The organism is Dokdonella sp., assembly GCF_041395345.1.
Classification (GTDB): Bacteria; Pseudomonadota; Gammaproteobacteria; order Xanthomonadales; family Rhodanobacteraceae; genus Dokdonella.
In genome coordinates this window covers 190,063-209,474 of sequence record NZ_JAWLAR010000004.1, presented here as the reverse complement: position 1 = coordinate 209,474, position 19,412 = coordinate 190,063, and the positions used below count along the sequence as shown (strand labels likewise).

Sequence of the window (19,412 nt, the reverse complement as noted above, 5' to 3'; positions counted from 1 at the left end):
ACTGCCAGCGCTGACGTGTTCGCCGCTGGATTCGCTGATAACGCGAACAAGAGCCAACTCCATTTGCAGGCGATCGGGTAGAAGCGCGAGTGCTTTTGCTAACCCCCTGTTTACAAGCCCAGGAGTAGAGTGAGGGGCGCACGTAGGGGGGATTTTTCGATTTCAATCGATCCAGTGCACCGGGCCGCTGGCCCGGCGGGGAACGTGAGCTCCGTGCGGAGCGTCGCTCCAGTAAAACAATCGACAGAAGTCGCCCGTAGTGCATTCACTCACTCATGGGGATAGAACAATGAAAACACTCAGCATGTCACTTGCGGCGGCCCTGTCCGTCGTCGTTCTCGGATTCGCCTCACCTGCCGTTGCACAGAACGCAGACGAGATCATTGGCCTGGCCAAGGCGCAGTGGGCTGCAGAAGATGCCAAGAAACCTGCATCGGAATCCATGTCCACAGTCGCCGACAGCTATACGGAATTCAATCCCGTAGCGCCGACCCTGGTAGAGGGCAAGGCCCTGGCATCCACGTTCTACGAAGCAAGCCTGAAAGGCGGTGATACCGGGCTGGTTTCAGAGATGCTCAACCCGCACGTGCAGTTCTACGGCGACACGGCCATTCTTACGTACAACTACATGGGCATGACGAAAGACAAGGACGGCAAGGTCAGCCCCAACCTGGCCAAGTCGACACGCGTCTACGCGAAGATGGGCGGCAAATGGATGCTGGTACACGCCAACTTCGGTGCGGTGGTCGTACCCAACTGATTCACAACCCGGGATCCGGGGCACACTTCCCGGATCCCGCTGCTTGATGTTCCTTCACCCGCCAGCGGGAGAGGTATTTCACTGCGCAGCAACTCGCACTCTTCCTTCTCCCGCTGGCGGGAGAAGGTGCCCGCAGGACGGATGAGGGTGGCGCTTTTCCTTCTCCCGCTGGCGGGAGAAGGTGCCCGACTGCGCTCGACGGGATCGGGCGCGAACGGCGAAGCAGGCCCGAAGGGTGAGCCGCAAGAAGCGGCGAATCAGGGCAGATGAGGGGGGTGGCGCTTTTCCTTCTCCCGCTGGCGGGAGAAGGTGCCCATAGGGCGGATGAGGGTGGCGCTTTTGATCTACCCTGGCAACTACCACCCCTGCAGCTCGTCGCTGAAATGACGGCCAGGTTCATGCGCGTGAATCTGCTTGTAACGACCGCTGTAGAAAATCAGCGGCTTCGATTCCGGGCCCTGCCAAAGGTGCTCGACGCCGGCGATATAGAGAAAATGATCGCCCGCCTCATGCACATCCACGACGCGTCCAATCACCTGAGCCAGGCTGCCGCGAATCAAGGGGGTGCCATCCTTTTCCTCGTAAGCCACATCGAGATCCTCGATTGGCTTGCCGGAAAAGTGCAGCCCGATATCCAGCTGCTCCTCGGTCAGGAAACTCACGCCGTAGCAATCACCCACGCCCAGATGGTGGATGACACTGGATTCCCTGCGCAGCGAAACCAGAATCAGGGGCGGATCCGCCGATACCGAAAGAAACGAGTTGACCGTGATTCCCGCAGGTTCGCCATCGCGCAGAAACGTGACCACCGCAACACCCGTGGAAAACCGTCCCATCACGCGCCGAAACGTACGCTGATCCAGTGCGGCCAGATCCCCGGAATCCGATTCCCCGGATTCCTCCGCGCCAGTTTGTGCCGAAGCCTTGGTCATGGCGTCTGATTCTATCGGTTGAGCTCGAAGATAGCCCGCCTCTTCCCCAAATCCCGCTTCCGCCCTCGGCAAACCCGCGCAGAAGCCTTCCTGCCTTGAACGCGCATCAACCGGCTTACCTCAGCCGTTCGTCCTGAGCTTGTCGAAGGACAGCTTGGATGGAGCATTCAATACTTCACCAGCCACTTGCAGCGACCCTGTCCAACAGGAAGGAGCAGCCCCTCCAACACCGTCCACCCCGACCACCCCATCAGTTTGTGAGGCTCATTTCATGGTTCGATCCAGCCCAGCGTTTATTCTTCGAGAAAGCCGGGCCAGTTCATGACCTGCCGATACGGGAATATCGGATTGAACCAGCCAGGAGCGCAGATCAGGGTAACAACATGGTGGATCGCTTCGCGATCGGAATGGTGGTGTCTTGCGTCCTACTGCTGGTTGCTCTGAGGCGCTTGCGTGAAGGGGGTGGATCAAGCGCTTTGGTCGGTTTGCTGGCTTTTATCGCCTTGCTTCTGGTTGCCATCTTGCCGCCGGTCGGTTCGCGCGCCGGTGTCATCATCGCGACGATCATTCTGATGGGGGTGGTGCTGGCCTCAGGACTCCTGTCCAGGCAATCATTTCGCACCAGTCGATTGCTGAAGGTGGGTTCGGTACTGGCGGTCCTTGTCTTCGTGACCGGGTTTTATGCCGCGCTGGCATGGATAAGTACGGATGCCAACGACGCGGCTATCAAGGCCTCGCGCTATGGCTTTTCAAGCGAAACGGTAGCCATTGGTTTGAGGCAAGCGCCGCTGGGGGCAGGGTTCGGAACTTTCATTCCGGTATTCAAGCAAGGTGCCGGCGACAATTACCTGATGAATGCCTACGTAAACAACGCCCACAACGAATATGCGCAATGGTGGCTGGAAGGAGGCGTCCTTGCCGTGCTTGTGGTGATGCTCGCATTCACCACCTTGCTCATGACCCTTATCCGCCTGGTCCGGCTGAGGGTCGGATCACGCGCCCGTACCTGCGGGATTGCGGCGATGATGGGCATCAGCGTTGTCGTACTGCATTCCAGCGTCGACTACCCGCTGCGGACCCCGGCCCTGATGGCGGTATTCGCGATCCTTTCAGGGATCGCCATTGCAGCGGCAGCCAACGGTTCCTCCTCGACCGCTCGCGGCGATCGGTGTCTCGTCAACGAGTAAGGTTCCTTAAAGGGCAATCCCTGTTCCGCGTGCCTGCAATGGCCCTTCGAATCACCGCATTCCGTTTGAACAGGCAGGTCATGATGTTCGAGGTGCGGGATGTTGCCCTTTGCTTGCCTTGCGTTTTCAGAAACGATCCGGTCCATGCGGCGCCCTGTGCTGGCGTCTGCATTGCTCGCAATCATTGTCCTGGCGGGCTTGCAGGTTGCACGCGCAGGTGAGTATTCCCTGCGTCAGGAGCTCAGCGCGATCCCTTCGGGTGAAGGCGTGGCCAACGGCATCTTCGGCAATTCCGTGGCCATCGACGGTGACCTCGCCGTAGCCAGCAATCTCGGTGACTTTCCGATTCCCGGCATCGTGCGAACCTACGCGCGGTCAGGTGCCACCTGGTCGTATCTTTCCGGGCAGGACATCATTATCCCGGGTGACTCCAGTGCCACACTTGCCTTCCACGAAGGCATGCTTGCCCTCACCGCGTACGACAGCACATCCAATCGCAGTTATCTGCACATCTATTCACGCAATGGATCGGCCTGGGTGCTCGAATACTCGACCTCGTCGACCTCGCGAGTCTACGAGGCCGTTGCCGCGGTCGATGGTATCGTTGTTGCCGGCTCCCCAAGCTATGACGGCGCCGCAGGCGCGGATCAGGGGCGCATCCTGATCGTACGGCGAGTAGCGCCCAGCACCTGGACAAGCGTACTGGTCCTGCCAACGACGCCCCAGGCTCAGGCGCGGTTCGGGGCCTCGGTGGCCATTGAGGCCGGAACCGTGGTCGTCGGGGCGCCGGACGAAACGGCGGGCCAGTCGCAGGCTGGCGCAGCCTATGTTTTCGAATTGACAATCAATACGTGGTCGCAGGTCGCAAGACTGGTCGACCCTTCTGCAGGCGACCATTCGCAGAACCGTTTCGGCACGGCAGTTGCCATCAGCGGTACCGACCATGCGGTCCCCGATCATATCGTCGTCACGACCCTCTCCAATCCGTCGACATCGCGCGTCGGTCGCGTCTACAGCATCACGCGCAGCGGCGGAACGTGGTCGCAGTTCGGGCCCATTCTGTCCAGCGGCACGGCGAGCGATGGCTTTGGTTGCGCTATTGCCATGGACGGTGTCTGGGCGCTGGTGGGCTCGTGTACGCGCACGGGTCAGGCTGCGGCGTCCGGCGCGGTGGTACTGCTGCAGTATTCGCCTGATTTCAGCAGTGCGAATGGTGTCGTTGCCTCGGATCCACAAGGAGGAGTGAACGAATACCTTGGGAGCCGCCTCGATGTCGATCGCGACGGGCCCAACGTGATCGTTGGCAATCCGGTGGCACCACGGTTCGGCAATCCGGCACAAGGCGTGTTGCTGTTTGCCAACGTGCAGTCGCTTGCCTCGTTTGCACTAGTCCGTCAGAACGATCTCGGACAAGGGCTAAGCGGTGCGTTCGTATCGGTGATGGCCGTCGATGGCGATACCCTGATGATCGGCGCGCAAGCCGAGGATGTCGGCTCCCAGCATCAGCGCGGTGCGGTCTATGTCTACCAGCGCGGTGCAGATGGCGGGTATGTCTATCAGACTCGCCTGCTCGCGCCCGACGGCATGACCGATGACAGGTTTGGCGGGGTAATCGTCTTGCAGGGCGATATCGCCCTGATCAGCGCGCTAGGCAGGGAATTCAATGGCGAACCGCAGGGTGGCAGCGTCTACGTATTCCACCGTGATGCGGGCGTCTGGTCACTCGAGGCGCAGCTGTTTCCGGCGGTATCCGGCTACGAAATCACCTTCGGCTTCAGTCTGGCCCTGGACGGCGACACCGCCGTCATCGGTGAGTTCGGGGTGAACACGACGGTCTACCAGCGTAGCGGTGGCGGGATATGGACGCCGATGCAAAGCATTCCGCATCGTGCCTGGGCCGCGCAAATCCGCGGCGACCTGATGCTGCTCGGCGACTCCAACGTCGATCTGGGTACGAACAACGTGGGAGAAGTTGCCGTGTATGTGCGCAGTGGCGGCATCTGGCAGGCACAAGGCACGCTGGCTGGCACGAGTACCGGGCAGGGGTTCGGCAGAGGCATCAGCTTCGACGGCACCCTGCTGGCCGTTGCCAGTCTTGAGGCGATGCGCCCGGTCGTGGTTTACCGCCGCAACGCGAACGGGTGGTTGCCGGAAACCAACGTATTGCCAGACGACGTGACGGCGGACATGTCCTGTTCACGCGTCGCGTTGCGCGACGACACAATGGTGGTCGGTTGTTTCAAGCCGGAGTACGAGGGCGCTGCCTACGTATTCAGGAAGTCCGCCGGCAACTGGTCACAAACGCAGAAATTGCAGCTGGACGACGCACGCCCGAACGACCTGTTCGGATTCGACATTGCGCAATCCGGTGACGGCTCGATTTTCGTCGGCGCACTTCGGCGCGACATCGACTTTGTCGACCAGGGTGCCGTGTACGTCTACACGGACGACACCTTGTTCGCGAACGGGTTCGATTGATTGTGTGCGTGTCTATTCGACCGTCACCGACTTGGCCAGATTGCGCGGCTGGTCGACGTCGGTGCCACGCAGGACAGCCACGTGGTAAGCGAGCAATTGCAGCGGCACCGTGAAAACGGCGGGTGCGATGAGGTTGCCACCCGAGTTGACCTTGATCAGGGCTCCGCGCACGCCATCGCCGTCGAACTGCACTTCCTCATCGGCTATCACGAACAGTTCGCCACCGCGGGCGCGGACCTCTTCGAGGTTTGATTTCAGTTTTTCCAGCAACTGGTTGTTCGGTGCGACCGCAATGACCGGCATGTCCTCGTCGACCAGGGCCAGCGGCCCATGCTTGAGCTCACCGGCCGGATAGCCTTCGGCATGGATGTAGGAAATCTCCTTGAGCTTGAGTGCGCCTTCCAGGGCGACCGGGAAGTTGACCCCGCGGCCAAGAAACAGGGCGTGGTGCTTGTGCACGAAGCGTTCGGCCAGCAAGGCGATCTCGGGCGCCAGCTCGAGGGCATCGGCAATGCGCCTGGGCAGCGTGCTGAGGTCATTGACCAGGCGCGTATAGCGATCATCGTCGAGCCCGTTCATGCGCGCGAGTTCGAGCACGAGCAGAGCCAGCGCGCTGAGCTGGGTCGTGAAGGCCTTGGTCGAGGCAACCCCGATTTCCGGCCCGGCGCGCGTCATCAGAACCAGATCAGACTCGCGCACCAGGCTGGATTCCGGCACGTTGCAGATGGCGAAGGATCCGAGATAGCCGTGTTGCCTGCCTTCACGCAGGGCAGCGAGGGTGTCGGCCGTTTCGCCTGACTGGGAGATCGCGAGGAACAGGCTGTCCGCCGGCACCACGGCCTTGCGGTAGCGGTATTCGCTGGCCACCTCGATGCTGCACGGAATGCCGGCCAGGCCCTCCAGCCAATAGCGCGCAACCATGCCGGCGTGGTAACTCGTGCCACAGGCAACGATCTGGACGTGACGCACGCGCTGGAGCAATTCCTCGGACTTGACCCCGAAGATGTTCGGCATGATACGGTCATTGGCGATCCGGCCTTCCAGCGTATCGGCCACCGCGCGTGGCTGCTCGAAGATTTCCTTGAGCATGTAGTGGCGATATTCGCCGCGCTCCACCGCATCCGCTGACAGCTCGCTGGTATGTACGCGACGCTCGACAGCGTTGCCGTCAGCGTCAAAAACCTCGATCGAAGTGCGCGTGATTTCGACGAGGTCGCCTTCCTCGAGATAGCTGAACTGGCTGGTGACCTTGATCAGGGCCTGGACATCGGACCCGAGAAAATTCTCGCCGATTCCGACGCCGACGACGAGCGGGCTGCCGCGGCGCGCACCGACGACGTGCCCGGGTTCATCGCGGCTCATGAGGGCAATGGCGAAGGCACCTTCGAGTCGCTTTATGGCCGTCTGCGTAGCGGCGCGCAGGGACATGCCCTGCTTGCAGTAGTGGTGCACGAGATGCGCGATGACTTCCGTATCGGTGTCCGAATCGAATCGGTATCCGTTGGCTTTCAGCTCTTCGCGCAACGCCGCATGGTTCTCGATGATGCCATTGTGCACGACGCTGATCGATTCGACCGACAGGTGAGGATGGGCGTTGGCTTCATTGGGCACGCCGTGCGTGGCCCAGCGCGTGTGCGCAATACCTGTCATGCCCGAAATGGGTGTGCTGGTCAGACGTGCTTCCAGTTCGCGCACCTTGCCGACCGTACGAGCGCGACTCAACGCGTCGCCGCTGTATACGGACAGGCCGGCAGAATCATAGCCCCGGTATTCGAGGGCTCGCAGGCCGGAAATCAGGATGGGTACGACATCACGCTCGGCCGCTGCGGCCACGATTCCACACATGAGGCATTCCAGGGTCGGTTTCGGGAGGGCGCAACGCAAGCGCGTGACCCTCTCGGGGAATGCCAATAGTAAACGGTTGCCGGCTTGCTGGGCAGGGCAAGCCGGGTTTGGTCCCGGCGCAGCGTTGCAAGGCGCCCATGGCTGCCCCTTTTGGCGCCGGCCAGCCGGCCGCGCTGTATGCAAGCAACTTCCCGACGCGTTAGTATCCGCGTTCGCCTTGCATGTTCGAGCACCCCGGGCATTCCGCGTTTCCGGGTGAGTCAGGTAACGACGTGCTGGCACTTTCGCACCGGTGTGGCGATCTGATCAGTGGGGTACTTGTCGCGGCTGTTACGGAGTTGGCACCGCACGAGCAAATCCGGGGGATGGGATGTTTCATTTTCTGCGTCAGCAGGGTACACGCTGGCTCTTGTTGCTGGCGTTCGCCGAACTGTGTGCGTTCGTCGGATCTCTGGTGGCTGCAATGTACATCCGGTTCTGGTCCGAACCGGACTATCTCGAGGTCTTCTCGACGTCCTTCGAACTGCGGGCTGTGGTTTTCGGGGTAGTGATGGTGACCTCGATGGCCGCGATCGGCCTGTATCAGCGCTCACTGCGCGACAACTGGCTTGGCCTGCTTGCACGCCAGGCGATCGGTTTCGTCATGGGCAGCATCGCGGTCACGTTCGTCTTCTATCTGGTTCCGCAGATCTTCATTGGTCGCGGTGTCATTGCCGTTGCCTTGCTGATCAGTTTTCCGGTCATCGCGGTGGGTCGCCACATATTCCTGCGCCTGGTCGATGTCAACGCACTCAAGCGCCGCGTGCTGGTTCTTGGTGCCGGCAGGAGGGCCGGAAAGATCGTGCACCGGATGCGCCGACGTGTTGATCGCCGCGGCTTCGTTGTTGTGGGCTACTTGCCGGTCGAAGGCGAGACGGCGTCGGTGCCGGAAGAGTTGCAACTGGACGCGTCGGAATCCCTTTATTCAATCGCGCAACGGTTGCAGATCAATGAAGTCGTTATCGCGACCGAGGATCGCCGCGGCCAGTTGCCGATGCCGGATCTTCTGGCCTGCAAGCAGGACGGCATCATCATCACGAACCTGATCACGTTCTTCGAGCGCGAGCAGGGCAAGGTCAAACTGAGCCTGATCGATCCGTCCTGGCTCATATTCTCGAACGGCTTCGATGCGACGCCGCTGCGCAGGATGAGCAAGCGGATTTTCGATGTCAGTTCGACCTTGCTGATGCTCGTGTTTGTCTGGCCGCTGATGTTGCTGGCCGCACTGGCAATCTGGATCGAATCAGGGCCCGGTGCGCCGATCCTGTACCGCCAGGAGCGGGTTGGCGAGCGCGGCAAGACCTTCCAGCTGATCAAGTTTCGCAGCATGCGTACCGATGCCGAAAAGGATGGCGTCGCGCGCTGGGCTAGCAAGGAGGACGACCGCGTTACCCGCACAGGCCGCTTCATCCGCAAGGTTCGCATCGACGAGCTGCCGCAGTTGTGGAACGTATTGCGCGGCGACATGAGTCTGATCGGACCTCGACCCGAACGTCCGCAGTTCGTCGAAGAGCTGGAGAAGAAGATCCAGTATTACGATTTGCGCCACTGCGTGAAGCCTGGTCTTGCCGGTTGGGCGCAGTTGAACTATCCCTACGGTGCTGACGAGAAAGACGCCGCCGAGAAGCTCAAGTACGACCTCTTCTACGTGAAGAACCACAACTTCACCCTGGATCTGATCATCCTGATCCAGACCTTCGAGGTGATCCTGTTCCGGCGTGGCGCGCGCTGAGGTTCTAGCTCGGCGCCGAAGCAAGCTTTGATGAGCGTGATCGTTCGAGCCCTGATCGGTATCCGGAGCAGGCTCTGAGCCGAATGGCACAGAATGGGTGCCTGTCCTTGGCTTCTGTCCAAACCCCTGGGCCGGTCGTATGCAGTGATCTCCCGTAGGAGGCGCGTCAGCGGCGATGCTTCAGGCCGGACCGTTGGAAAGGCATCGCCGCTTGCGCGCCTCCTACAGAAGCAGTCGTGGGGAACGCGAGAGGTGACGCAAGTCCGCAGCCATCCTTCGCCAGTTCCGCGACGGCAGGAGCAACGATTGACGAATCATCGGCCTTGCCGAGGTGCAAGCCCATCGTCCGCAATTCGCGATGCTTCGCCGTAGGAGCGAGCTTCAGCGGCGATGCTCCTGGCTGGATCGTCGAAAAAGCATCGCAGCTAAAGCTGGCTCCTACGACGGAAATTGTTTCCGCTCAGCGCTGGTCCCAGACGAGTTCCGTGACGCTTGGAGCAACGATTGGCGCTTCATCGACCTTGCCAAGGCGCAGGCCCATCGTCCGCAATTCGCGATGCTTCACCGTAGGAGCGCGCTTCAGCCGCGATGCTCTTGAATGGATCGTCGACAAAGCATCGCAGCTAAAGCTGGCTCCTACGACGGAACTTGTTTCCGCTCAGCGCCTGTCCCAGACCAGTTCCGGGACGCTTGGAGCAGCGATTGGCGCTTCATCGGCCTTGCCGAGGAGCAAGCCCTGGGTCGGTCGTTTGCCGTGTTCCCCGTAGGAGGCGCGTCAGCGGCGATGCTCTTGGCCGGACCGTTGGAAAGGCATCGCCGCTTGCGCGCCTCCTACAGAAGCAGTCGTGGGGAACGCGAGAGGTGACGGAAGTCCGCAGCCATCCTTCGCCAGCTCCGCGACGGTCGGAGCACCGATTGACGAATTATTGGCCTCGCCAAGGTGCAAGCCCATCGTCCGCAATTCGCGATGCTTCACCGTAGGAGCGCGCTTCACCCGCGATGCTCTTGAATGGATCGTCGAAAAAGGCATCGCAGCTGAAGCTGGCTCCTGCAGTAGATTTTTTCCCGCGCGGGTTTTGGCAGTCGACCTGATTGTTGCGCTCAATCGAAATCGTTGGCGAAGATCGAGTCGGCGTGCAGCCGCCAGTGAATCAGCAGATCGCGCAGTGCCAGCGGCATGTTTGTGGCTGGGGGTTGTCCGGTCTGGTCGAGCGTGTTCACCCCGTGACAGCCAGCGCACGAGCGCACTTCGCCAGGTTTGACCGATATCCAGTAGCGCTCGCGTACGACCGGAGTACCGTCTTCCGATGTGGATTGCCAGGCCAGCGCGCGTTGTGCCGGCACGATCGCGGCGACGGATCCATCGCTGGCGATGCGCACCGAGCCGGCTGGCGCACCGGGTTCTGCGGGCGGCATGAACTGCAGAGCCGCCGCCTCGTGCAGTGGCTGGGCCAGCACGCGGCGTCCGTTGCTTGATTGTGCGCTGCCGTTGAGGCCGCGAATCTGATCACCTTGCAGGAACTGCATGTGGGTGATGTCGTAGAGAATTCCGGCATTGGCCACCGACTGCACGCCGCCCGGGACGCGCAGGTTGAACGGCTGCTGGCGGTCGGCGCGGTCGCGCGTGGTCACGTTGCGACTGACCAGGACGCCCAGTCCGCGCTGGGCCAGGAAGCTGCTGAATGCCTGATAGTCGACCTCGGCCGCGCTGAAGGCCTGGGCCTCCGGCGACTGCAGGGGCGGATCGACGGTGTCGGGCGGTACCGGCCTGCTGCGCACTTCGACGGGAGAGAGCTCCCACAACGGCCCGTTGTAGCTGACCAGCACGTCGGGATCCCACCAGGATACGGATTTGCTGATGCCGCCTGTCAGTGCGCCATTCGGGTCGGCACGCAGGTAGGCGCCGTCGGCGATCAGGCTGTGCAGGCGGAACTTGTAGCGCGGATTCGGGTTCGGTCGTGTCCCGTCATTGGCCGCCTCTCGGGGTTCCGCCACCCATGCGGCCAGCACTTGTCCGTCCGCCAGCGGCAGGGGGTTGCGGTAGTGCCCGGTGAAATCCGCGGGCGGTGTACCGGCATGGAATTCACGCGTGCTGCGCGGTGTGTGGTAGCGGACCAGCATCGCATCGGGATTGGTCGTCGGCGAGCCATCGATGGAAATGATCTGGCCCGACGCATGCGTGTAGAACTCGGGGGCGTCGATCGCGAAGTAGCGTCCGGGCGTGGTCGGATCCTCGGCCATCTGCAGCCAGTTCTCGACCGAGTTGGTGTTGTTGCGAGGCGGCGCCGCGCCATAGATGTATTCGACAAGGTTCGGATCGTTGCGCAGGCTCTGATTGAAGTAGCTGAACAGTTCATGCCGGCCGACATGGTTCAGCGTTTCCTCCGCGCTGCCATCCTGGTTGAGCTGCCAGGGGAAGAAATGGTTGATGCGAAAGCCGTAGGTAGTGGCGGTGTCGGTGCGCGGTTCCGGAAACACTTCGGTCGGTGGCAGGATCGCCGCACTCGCTGACTCTGATTCCCAGTTGAAGGCGCCGTTGTTGCCGGCGTCGGCTTGCTGATCGCGCTGCATGTGGTCCCAGCGCGTGAAGATGATGCGTCCGAAGCTGTCGACGAAGGGGCGGAACGAGCCCGAGGGCGCGTGCTGCAGCAGGCTCAGGCTGCCGGTGGCCGGATCGAGTTTCCAGAGGCCGCTGGGAGTCGGTGTCGATTCGTACTCGTCCAGTTGCGGATAGAGGTGACGCTCGCCATTGCGCGGGCGGTCGCTGACGAAAATGATGCTGCCATCCGAGGCATAGGCCGGCTCGACATTGTTGGTGTCCTCGGGCTGGCCGGCGACGCGCGTGATGCTGACGGTTTGCCCGTTGCCGAATCCGGTGATTTCGTAGAGCTGCCAGTAGCGCGTGATCCATTGGTATTGCTCGGTCGGCGCGCCCACGACCATGCTGAAGAGCGCCTTGTTGCCGCTGAAGTGAATTGCGGGATCGCGAACTGCAATCGCATTGGCGCCTTGCAGGCCGCTGGTTCCATAACCGGCCTCGGCGGTGAGATTGCGCAGGGTGCCGTTCGGATAGCGGATCCAGAGGTCGCCACCACGAGCCGCACTTTGCATGTCGGCCATGTGGTTGGCGAATACCGAGCCAATGGTGGCGAAATCCTGCGGTACCGGGACCTGGGTGACGAACAGGATCGGGTTCTGCAGATTGGGGGCGGCCAGGGCCGGGCGGGCGCAGAGCGACCCCAGAACCACGCCGAGAAGGAGGGTCAGCCCCCGGATTGTCTGTGCCGATGCCGTATGCCGGCACAGCCGATTGCGTGCAACTCCCGTCATGCCCCTGTCCCCGTTCCGTCTGAATGACCAGTGTGCCCCGGCTGCGGCCGGCCATACAGTGAATGGGGTCACAGGCAACCCGGACTTTGCGGCCCGCCGCGCGGCCATGGGCAGACGGTCCTGCGGCGCCTGCCCGGCCGGCGGTCAGGTGGGCGGAAAGGGCGTGCGCGCAGACTCCCAGGCCCGGTTCTGGCACACTTTCGCGCTCGAAGCGCGGCATTGCGCAGTCAACCTCGGCGGGCCACGGGTAGCCAAGTGGATATGGATTCAACAGAAAAGCGCTTGCGCGACTTCATCAACGAGACGTTTCCGGTTGCGCTGGAATCCGAGCTGGCCGCGGAGGAGAGCCTGTTCGATGCCGGAATTCTCGATTCCATAGGGGTGCTCGGACTGATGAACTGGCTCGAGCGCGAGTTCGACATCTTTGTCGATGACGACGATGTGATCCCCGAGAATATCGACGGCATCGGGCCGCTGGTGCGCTTCGTCGAACGCAAGCGCGCCGAGGCCGGCCTGGTCGGATGATCCGCTTCGAGGCGTGCCTGCGGCGCAGCGCCGAACGCGATCCCGGCAAGATTGCGCTGGTCAGCCAGGGCCGGCGCACGACCTACGCCGAGTTGCACGACCAGGTAGAGCGCTTTGCGGCCGGCCTGGTTCTGAGCCAGGGTTTCGAGCGCGGACAGCGCTGCATCCTGTTTCTCGACAACGGGCTCGAAAACGCGGTTGGAATCCTCGGCACGCTGCGCGCCGGTGGCGTCTTCAGCGTCATCAATCCTGGCACCAAGGCGGAAAAACTCGCCTGGCTGCTGAACGACTGCGAAGCCACGATCCTGGTGACTCAGGCTTCGCTGTTGCCGGTAGCCCGCCACGCTGCCGCGGAAGTGCCCAGCCTGCGCCGGATCATTGTCGTGGGTGGCGAATCCGATGCCGGGTCGCTGGCCTGGCCGGAGTTCATGGCGGCAGCCCCAGCGCTGTTGTCGGACACGCCACGAGGTATCGACATCGACCTGGCGATGCTGGTCTACACCTCCGGATCCACGGGGCATCCGAAAGGCGTGATGATGACCCACCGCAACGTGTTGTTTGCGGCGACATCTGTATCCGGCTATCTGCAGATGCGTGCCGACGACGTGATTCTCAGCGTGCTGCCGCTGTCGTTCGACTACGGCCTCTATCAGTGGCTGATGTGCGTGCTGACCGGCGCCACTCTGGTTCTCGAGCGGTCGTTCGCGTTCCCGCAGAAAATCCTGCCTCTGCTCGCCAGCGAAAACGTCACCGGCTTTCCGCTGGTACCGACCATGGCCGCGCTGATCGTGCAGTTGCGCAACTTCAAGCCCGAATGGGCACAGAGCGTGCGCTTCCTGACCAACACCGCAGCCGCACTGCCGCCCGCGCACATTCTGAAGTTGCAGGCGCTGTTTCCGCAGGCGCGCATCTATTCGATGTATGGCATGACCGAGTCCAAGCGCTGCACCTGGCTGCCGCCAGAGCAACTGGCGTCGCGGCCCGACAGCGTCGGCATCGCCATACCGGGCACCGAGGTCTGGGTTGCCGACGAGCACGGAAAGCCGGTGGCGCCGAACACGATCGGCGAGCTCGTCGTGCGCGGCGGCCACGTCATGCAGGGCTACTGGCGTAACGAGGAAGCCACCGCAAGGGCGTTGCGCATTGGACGCAACCCCTGGGAGAAGGTCCTTCACACCGGCGATCTTTTTCGCATGGACGAGGAGGGCTACTGCTATTTCGTCGGACGCAAGGACGACATCATCAAGTCGCGTGGCGAGAAGATCAGTCCGAAGGAAGTCGAGAACGTGCTCTATGCGATGCCCGGTATCCGCGAAGCGGCCGTGGTTGGCGTGCCCGACGAGATCCTCGGCATGGCCCTGAAGGCGATTGTCGCGCTGGATCCGGAAGTTGCCGTCAGCGCGCGCGACGTGGTGGCGCACTGCCTGGCCCATCTCGAGGATTTCATGGTGCCGAGGCTGGTCGAATTTCGTGATGCCCTGCCCAGGACCGTCACCGGCAAGATCCGACGCAGCGCCTTGCAGGCTGAAGCGGAAGGGAAGCCGCTTGTGGATAGCGAAGCCGGTTCGGCAGATTCCTGATCGGTAGGAGCCGGCTTCAGCCGCGATGCTCCTGATTCACCTGACCAAAAGCATCGCGGCTGAAGCCCGCTCCTACGAGGGGCGCGCTGGGTGGCGCGGGATTCGAGTACGGCCTTCGCGTTGTCGCCTGGTTGTTTCTGCCGAGATCAGATCAGGGCTTCGGCCGCGTCCGGATGGCTCAGGAACGCGCGCGGACTGGCGGTCAGTCCATAGGCCCCGGACTGGAAAACGACGACGAGGTCGCCGATGTCGGCCTGGTCCAGCTCGGCACTGTCGGCGAGCAGATCCAGTGGTGTGCACAGCGGGCCGACCACGCTGGCGATTTCCTTGTTCGCGGTTTGCCGGTTGACCGCAACCGGGTAGTTCCTGCGCATGACCTGGCCGAAATTGCCGGAAGCAGCCAGGTGGTGGTGCATGCCGCCATCAACGACCAGGTAAACCTGTCCACGCGAGATCTTGCGGTCGATGACGCGGGCGACGTAGATGCCGGCTTCGCCGACCAGATAGCGGCCGAGCTCGATGGCCAGCATCGCACCGGGCATTTCGCGTCCGGCACGCTCGTGCAGCCGACCGAGGTTTTCCGCGATGGGCGTCAGTTCAAGTGGGTGGTCTCGCAACGTGTACGGAATGCCGAATCCGCCGCCGAGGTTGAGGATTCGCGGCAGCCGAGGGCAGGCATCGAGCCAGCCCAGCACGAGTTCGTAGCTGCGCGACTGGGCTTCCACGATGGCTTGCGCATCCAGGTTTTGCGAGCCCGCGAACAGGTGGAAGCCCTCGAAATCCAGACCCGCAGCCGTAATTTCGGCGAGCAATTCGGGCACGCGCTCTGCATCGACGCCAAACGGGCGCGATCCGCCGCTCATCTTCATGCCCGATGCGCGCAGTTCAAAAGGCAGGTTGACCCGGATTGCCACGCGCGCCGCGATCCCACTGGAATCGCTGGCTTCTCTCAGCGCAGTCAATTCGCGAAAGGATTCGAGATTGACCAGGATGCCGGCTGCATGCGACTGACGCAATTCCGCATCGGACTTGCCGGGCCCGGCGAAGCTGATGCGCGCGGCCGGCATGCCGGTATCCAGCGCCGTGCGCAGCTCGCCACTCGATGCCACATCGAGCCCATCGACAAGGCCGGCCATGTGACCAACCAGGGCCGGCATCGGGTTTGCCTTTACCGCATAGTGCAACTGGATGCCCTCGGGCAATTGCGAGCGCAGCTCGTCCACGCGCCCGCTCAGCCGCTGGCGGTCATACAGATAGCAAGGCGTGGAGCCGACCGCAGCGATCACCCTCGAGAGCGGCATGCCGCCCACAAGAAATTCACCGTTTGCGGCACGCTTCCAGATCGCGTCTTGACTGGTGCGGTTGGCGTGTTCCTGCTTGCTCAATGGATTTTCCGTTCGCTGCTGTCACATCTGCGGATTCGCGCTCTGGGCTATACTACGGCGTCGCAGGAATCAAAGGCGACTCCTGCATGGGCGATGCCGGATTGCACCGGAAGCGCAACAGTACCGCACCAGCGGGCACACCCACGTCGCGAGCAACGGAGCTGCCCCCGCAAGACGGGCCGATGCCATGAATACCAAATCCGAAATCTTCCTTTTCGCAGCTGCGTTCTGCGCGCTCTTGGCGCTGGCCGCATTGCCGGCAAGGGCCACCATTCCCGGCGATCTGCATCTCACCTCTGTTGCAACCGGGCTGAACAATCCGGTCGCCCTGCGCAGTCCCGAAGACGGCAGCGGACGCCTGTTCGTGCTCGAGCGTAGCGGCAGCATCCGCATCATCAACAGCAGCGGTGTCCTGCTGGGCACGCCGTACTACACGCGCAGCGTCGACAGCGTCTCGGACGTCGAGCGCGGCTTGCTCGGCATCGCATTCGATCCGGATTTCGCCAGCAACGGCACCCTCTATATCGTCTACACGGCCAGTGGCAGCAATGGCGAGATCCTGCGCCGCCTGGTCGCCAGCAATCCTTCAGCGAATGTGTTTTCCGGCAGTGATACCGAAATCATGCGCATCCCGCTGTTCTACAACCACAACGGGGGCGACATCCACTTCGGGCCGGACAACTACCTGTATTGGGGAACAGGCTCGGGCACTGGCAGTTTCGATCCGGAAGACCTGGCCCAGAATCTTTGGAAGAAAAACGTCAGCGGCACCAACTACTTCCTGATGGGCAAGATCCTGCGACTGGATGTGCGCAACCCGACCGGATCCGCCAGCGCGGAGATGTGCGGCGCAACACCGGGCCAACCGGCCGGCTACTCCATTCCGCCCGGCAATCCGTATGCCGGAAGCGCCAATACCTGCGACGAGATCTGGCTGTACGGTTTCCGCAATCCGTGGCGCTGGAGTTTTGATCGTGCCAATGGCGATCTCTGGATCGGCGATGTCGGCGAAGGCAATTGGGAAGAAATCGACTATCGACCGGCGGCGGGCAGCTCCAATCGCAACTTCGGTTATCCGCAATGCGAAGGCAACCATTTCGGACGTCCCTCAGGCCCCGGCACGAACTGTCCGGCGACCTACGGTTCCGTTGCGCCGCTGATCGAGTATTCGCATGCCGACCTGCGCTGTTCCATTGCTGGCGGCGTGCGCTACCGCGGGCCGATCGCGCCGCTGAACGGGCACTACATTTTCGGAGATTCCTGCAGCAGCCAGATCTTCATCAGTTCGCAGAGCGGGGGGCCGTCCTATACGGTCTTTCCGTCGGGCATCTCGGCCGGCTATGGAACGATCGTGGCGTTCGGCGAAGGCCAGAACGGCGATCTCTATCTGGTCGACCATCAGAACGGGCGGATCTGGCGTTTCGACTCATCCGCGTCCGACCCTGTTTTTGCGAACGGGTTTGACTGACGCCGGGTCCAGCGCCGCCTGTCAGGTTGTTGAATCGCCCAGGCGAATGCGAGGCAAGGATCAACTGCCTGAGCACGCGCAGTTTGCGTGCCGTAGCCTAGAAACGGTACGAATGGTGGGGATCGACGGCAGGTGGGTGTCGCTCGCGACCAGGCATTCTGCATGGCCGCTACGTGCGGCCTGATATGAATTCCAACAGCCTTCTAGGACTTGCTGCGCCCGACCAGGTTCAGGGCCATGCGCTTGAGGCCGAGCATCATGGTTGCACGCCCGCTGCTGCGAATGCGCGAGTCCGTTGACGTGCGGCTGGCCTTTCGGGTCCATGCCCAGGCATCGCGGAAGCGGTTGGCGAAGATCGCGCCGCGTGCATTGCGCAGGTAGACGGCGGCCAGGGCGCGCGCCTTGTCCTGTTCGGAAACCCTGTCCCCGGCTTCCTTGACACTGCGCTCGATGACACGCGTGTAGTCGTCGTAGGTGCGCGACAGCGACGAGAGTCCGTCGTGGCCGCGAATCGCGCGAGCCAGGGCGTCCTCGATGACGCCGATCTGCCAGCGGCTGGCCACGCGCAGGTGGAAATCGAGATCTTCGGCTGTGGCCAGGGTTTCGTCGAAGCCGCCCACATCGGCATGGACCTCGCGCCGGAACATGGCCGACACCGGCGCCAGGGCCGGATCCTGCAAGACCATCGGCAGCACCCAGCCATCTTCGCGGATGACCTCGCGACGACGAAAGCGGTCGATCGGGCGGCCCTCGATATCCACGCGCTCCACGTCGCACAGAACCATGCCGAAATCGGGGTGCGCGTCGAGCCAGTCGACCTGCCGCGCGGTCTTTTCCGGCATCCATTCGTCGTCGCTGTCGAGCAGGGCGATGTAGCGTCCGCGTGCCATCGCCATGCCGCGATTGCGGGCGGCCGAGACGCCGGCATTGGCCTGGCGCACGCTGATGATGCGATCGCCGAATTCCGCCTTCAACGCTGCGTCCGTGCCGTCGGTCGAGCCATCGTCGATGACGATGATTTCGCCCACCTCGCGTGTCTGCGCGAGCGCCGAGCGAATTGCGCGGATCACGAGTTCGCGTCGGTTGTATGTCGGTATGATGGCCGAAACATCCGGAACTGCGGTCATGCTGTCTGATCTCGTCAAGAAGTTTCTCTATGGTAGCGGCCTGCTCGGGCTCTACCACCGTTTTCGCAACCGGCGCACGCTGACGGTCATCATGTTCCATCGCGTCATCGATCCTTCCGATCCGCGCTGGGCCTCGTGCGACCCCGATTACACGCTGGATACAGCGCTGTTCGACCGTTGCATCACCTTCTTTCAGCAACACTACAACATCGTTTCCGTCAACGAGGTACTGGCGGCTCGTCGTGGCGAAACCTGCCTGCCTGCGCGCGCCCTGCTGATCACCTTCGACGATGGCTGGTCGGACAACGTGGATTTTGCCTTGCCGCGCCTGCGCAGGGCTGGCTTGCCTGCATTGCTGTTCCTGGTCGCCGACGTGGTTGGCAGGCGCCTGCCGTTCTACCAGGAACGTCTGGTTGGCGGCTGGCGCCTGGGCAAGGTGAAGGCGGCCGACCTGCTGGCCGCGGCGGGCCAGGCGCAGCCCGAGGCCGGCAACGACATGGGCGGCCTGCGCCGCGCCATCGCGGCAATCGAGCAACTCGACGACAACGATCGTGAGGCCGCGCTGGCGCCGTTCGCCGAGGCCATGGATGACGGACATCGGCACATGGTGCTGGCCGAGGAACTGGCCGTACTCGAGCGCGGCGGTATCGCCATCGGCCTGCACGGCAAGACGCATACGCCGATGACGCGCGCATCCGATCTCGATGCCGAACTGGCCGGTGCGCGCGCCCAGGTCGCGCCTTTCCTGGACTCGGCCGAACCGCCGACAACGATGTCATTTCCGCATGGCCGCTATACGCCGGCGATTGCCAGGCGCGCGCATGAGGCGGGTTACGAACTGATCTTCACCAGCGATCCGACCATCAATCCGGTCGCCGATCGCCCGGACTGGCTGCTCGGTCGCATCGGTTTCGAGCAGCCCGGCATTGTCGATGGCGCGGGGAGGTTTCGTCCCGACAAGCTGGCGCTGCTGCTGTTCCGCAAGCCGCAGCGGGTGCTGGAGACGGCCTGAACCTCGCGGTGC

13 protein-coding genes are annotated in these 19,412 nt (G+C 62.5%); 8 read left to right on the top strand and 5 right to left on the bottom strand.

Annotation, left to right across the window (positions count from 1 at the left end; translation table 11 throughout):
• Positions 1–289: 289 nt before the first annotated feature.
• Positions 290–760: a DUF4440 domain-containing protein gene (locus R3F00_RS05420; RefSeq protein ID WP_371280709.1), complete on the top strand. Its 471-nt coding sequence runs from the start codon at positions 290–292 to the stop codon at positions 758–760.
• A gap of 356 nt (positions 761–1,116) precedes the next feature.
• On the opposite strand, the gene R3F00_RS05415 is transcribed toward R3F00_RS05420, so the two are convergent.
• Positions 1,117–1,692: a flavin reductase family protein gene (locus R3F00_RS05415; protein WP_371280708.1), complete on the bottom strand. Its 576-nt coding sequence runs from the start codon at positions 1,690–1,692 to the stop codon at positions 1,117–1,119.
• Positions 1,693–1,850: 158 nt separating this feature from the next.
• Between R3F00_RS05415 and R3F00_RS05410 the strand changes: the two genes are divergently transcribed.
• A complete protein-coding gene (locus tag R3F00_RS05410; RefSeq protein WP_371280707.1) occupies positions 1,851–2,879 on the top strand; it encodes an O-antigen ligase family protein in 1,029 nt (342 codons plus the stop codon).
• Between the two features lie 144 nt (positions 2,880–3,023).
• Positions 3,024–5,357 (top strand): FG-GAP repeat protein, encoded by a 2,334-nt coding sequence (locus tag R3F00_RS05405; RefSeq protein ID WP_371280706.1) that lies wholly within the window; start codon positions 3,024–3,026, stop codon positions 5,355–5,357.
• Positions 5,358–5,369: 12 nt separating this feature from the next.
• On the opposite strand, the gene glmS is transcribed toward R3F00_RS05405, so the two are convergent.
• Positions 5,370–7,202 carry a glutamine--fructose-6-phosphate transaminase (isomerizing) gene (gene glmS, locus R3F00_RS05400; RefSeq protein ID WP_371280705.1) on the bottom strand — a complete coding sequence of 611 codons (1,833 nt, stop codon included), beginning with the start codon at positions 7,200–7,202 and terminating at the stop codon, positions 5,370–5,372.
• A gap of 370 nt (positions 7,203–7,572) precedes the next feature.
• On the opposite strand from glmS, the gene R3F00_RS05395 reads away from it, so the two are divergent.
• The gene (locus R3F00_RS05395) at positions 7,573–8,973 is read left to right on the top strand and encodes a TIGR03013 family XrtA/PEP-CTERM system glycosyltransferase (RefSeq protein ID WP_371280704.1); all 1,401 of its coding nucleotides are present in this window, start codon (positions 7,573–7,575) and stop codon (positions 8,971–8,973) included.
• Between the two features lie 1,101 nt (positions 8,974–10,074).
• Here R3F00_RS05395 and R3F00_RS05390 read toward each other — a convergent pair.
• On the bottom strand, positions 10,075–12,303 hold the full coding sequence (locus R3F00_RS05390; RefSeq protein WP_371280703.1) for a hypothetical protein: 2,229 nt from the start codon (positions 12,301–12,303) through the stop codon (positions 10,075–10,077).
• A gap of 261 nt (positions 12,304–12,564) precedes the next feature.
• On the opposite strand from R3F00_RS05390, the gene R3F00_RS05385 reads away from it, so the two are divergent.
• Positions 12,565–12,828, top strand: a complete 264-nt coding sequence (locus tag R3F00_RS05385; RefSeq protein ID WP_371280702.1) for a phosphopantetheine-binding protein — start codon at positions 12,565–12,567, stop codon at positions 12,826–12,828.
• Positions 12,825–14,408, top strand: a complete 1,584-nt coding sequence (locus R3F00_RS05380; RefSeq protein WP_371280701.1) for a class I adenylate-forming enzyme family protein — start codon at positions 12,825–12,827, stop codon at positions 14,406–14,408. Before R3F00_RS05385 ends, R3F00_RS05380 begins: the two co-directional genes overlap by 4 nt.
• Before the next feature lie 146 nt (positions 14,409–14,554).
• Here R3F00_RS05380 and R3F00_RS05375 read toward each other — a convergent pair whose 3' ends face one another.
• A complete protein-coding gene (locus R3F00_RS05375; protein ID WP_371280700.1) occupies positions 14,555–15,793 on the bottom strand; it encodes a pyridoxal-dependent decarboxylase, exosortase A system-associated in 1,239 nt (412 codons plus the stop codon).
• Between the two features lie 187 nt (positions 15,794–15,980).
• Here R3F00_RS05375 and R3F00_RS05370 point away from each other — a divergent pair, with 187 nt between their 5' ends.
• On the top strand, positions 15,981–17,261 hold the full coding sequence (locus R3F00_RS05370) for a sorbosone dehydrogenase family protein (protein WP_371280699.1): 1,281 nt from the start codon (positions 15,981–15,983) through the stop codon (positions 17,259–17,261).
• Positions 17,262–17,464: 203 nt separating this feature from the next.
• Here the strand turns inward: R3F00_RS05370 and R3F00_RS05365 are convergent, their stop codons facing one another.
• Positions 17,465–18,388 (bottom strand): glycosyltransferase family 2 protein, encoded by a 924-nt coding sequence (locus R3F00_RS05365; RefSeq protein WP_371280698.1) that lies wholly within the window; start codon positions 18,386–18,388, stop codon positions 17,465–17,467.
• Between R3F00_RS05365 and R3F00_RS05360 the strand changes: the two genes are divergently transcribed.
• Positions 18,387–19,400 carry a polysaccharide deacetylase family protein gene (locus R3F00_RS05360; RefSeq protein ID WP_371280697.1) on the top strand — a complete coding sequence of 338 codons (1,014 nt, stop codon included), beginning with the start codon at positions 18,387–18,389 and terminating at the stop codon, positions 19,398–19,400. The two genes, R3F00_RS05365 and R3F00_RS05360, sit on opposite strands and share 2 nt — an antisense overlap.
• The last annotated feature ends 12 nt before the right edge of the window (positions 19,401–19,412 follow it).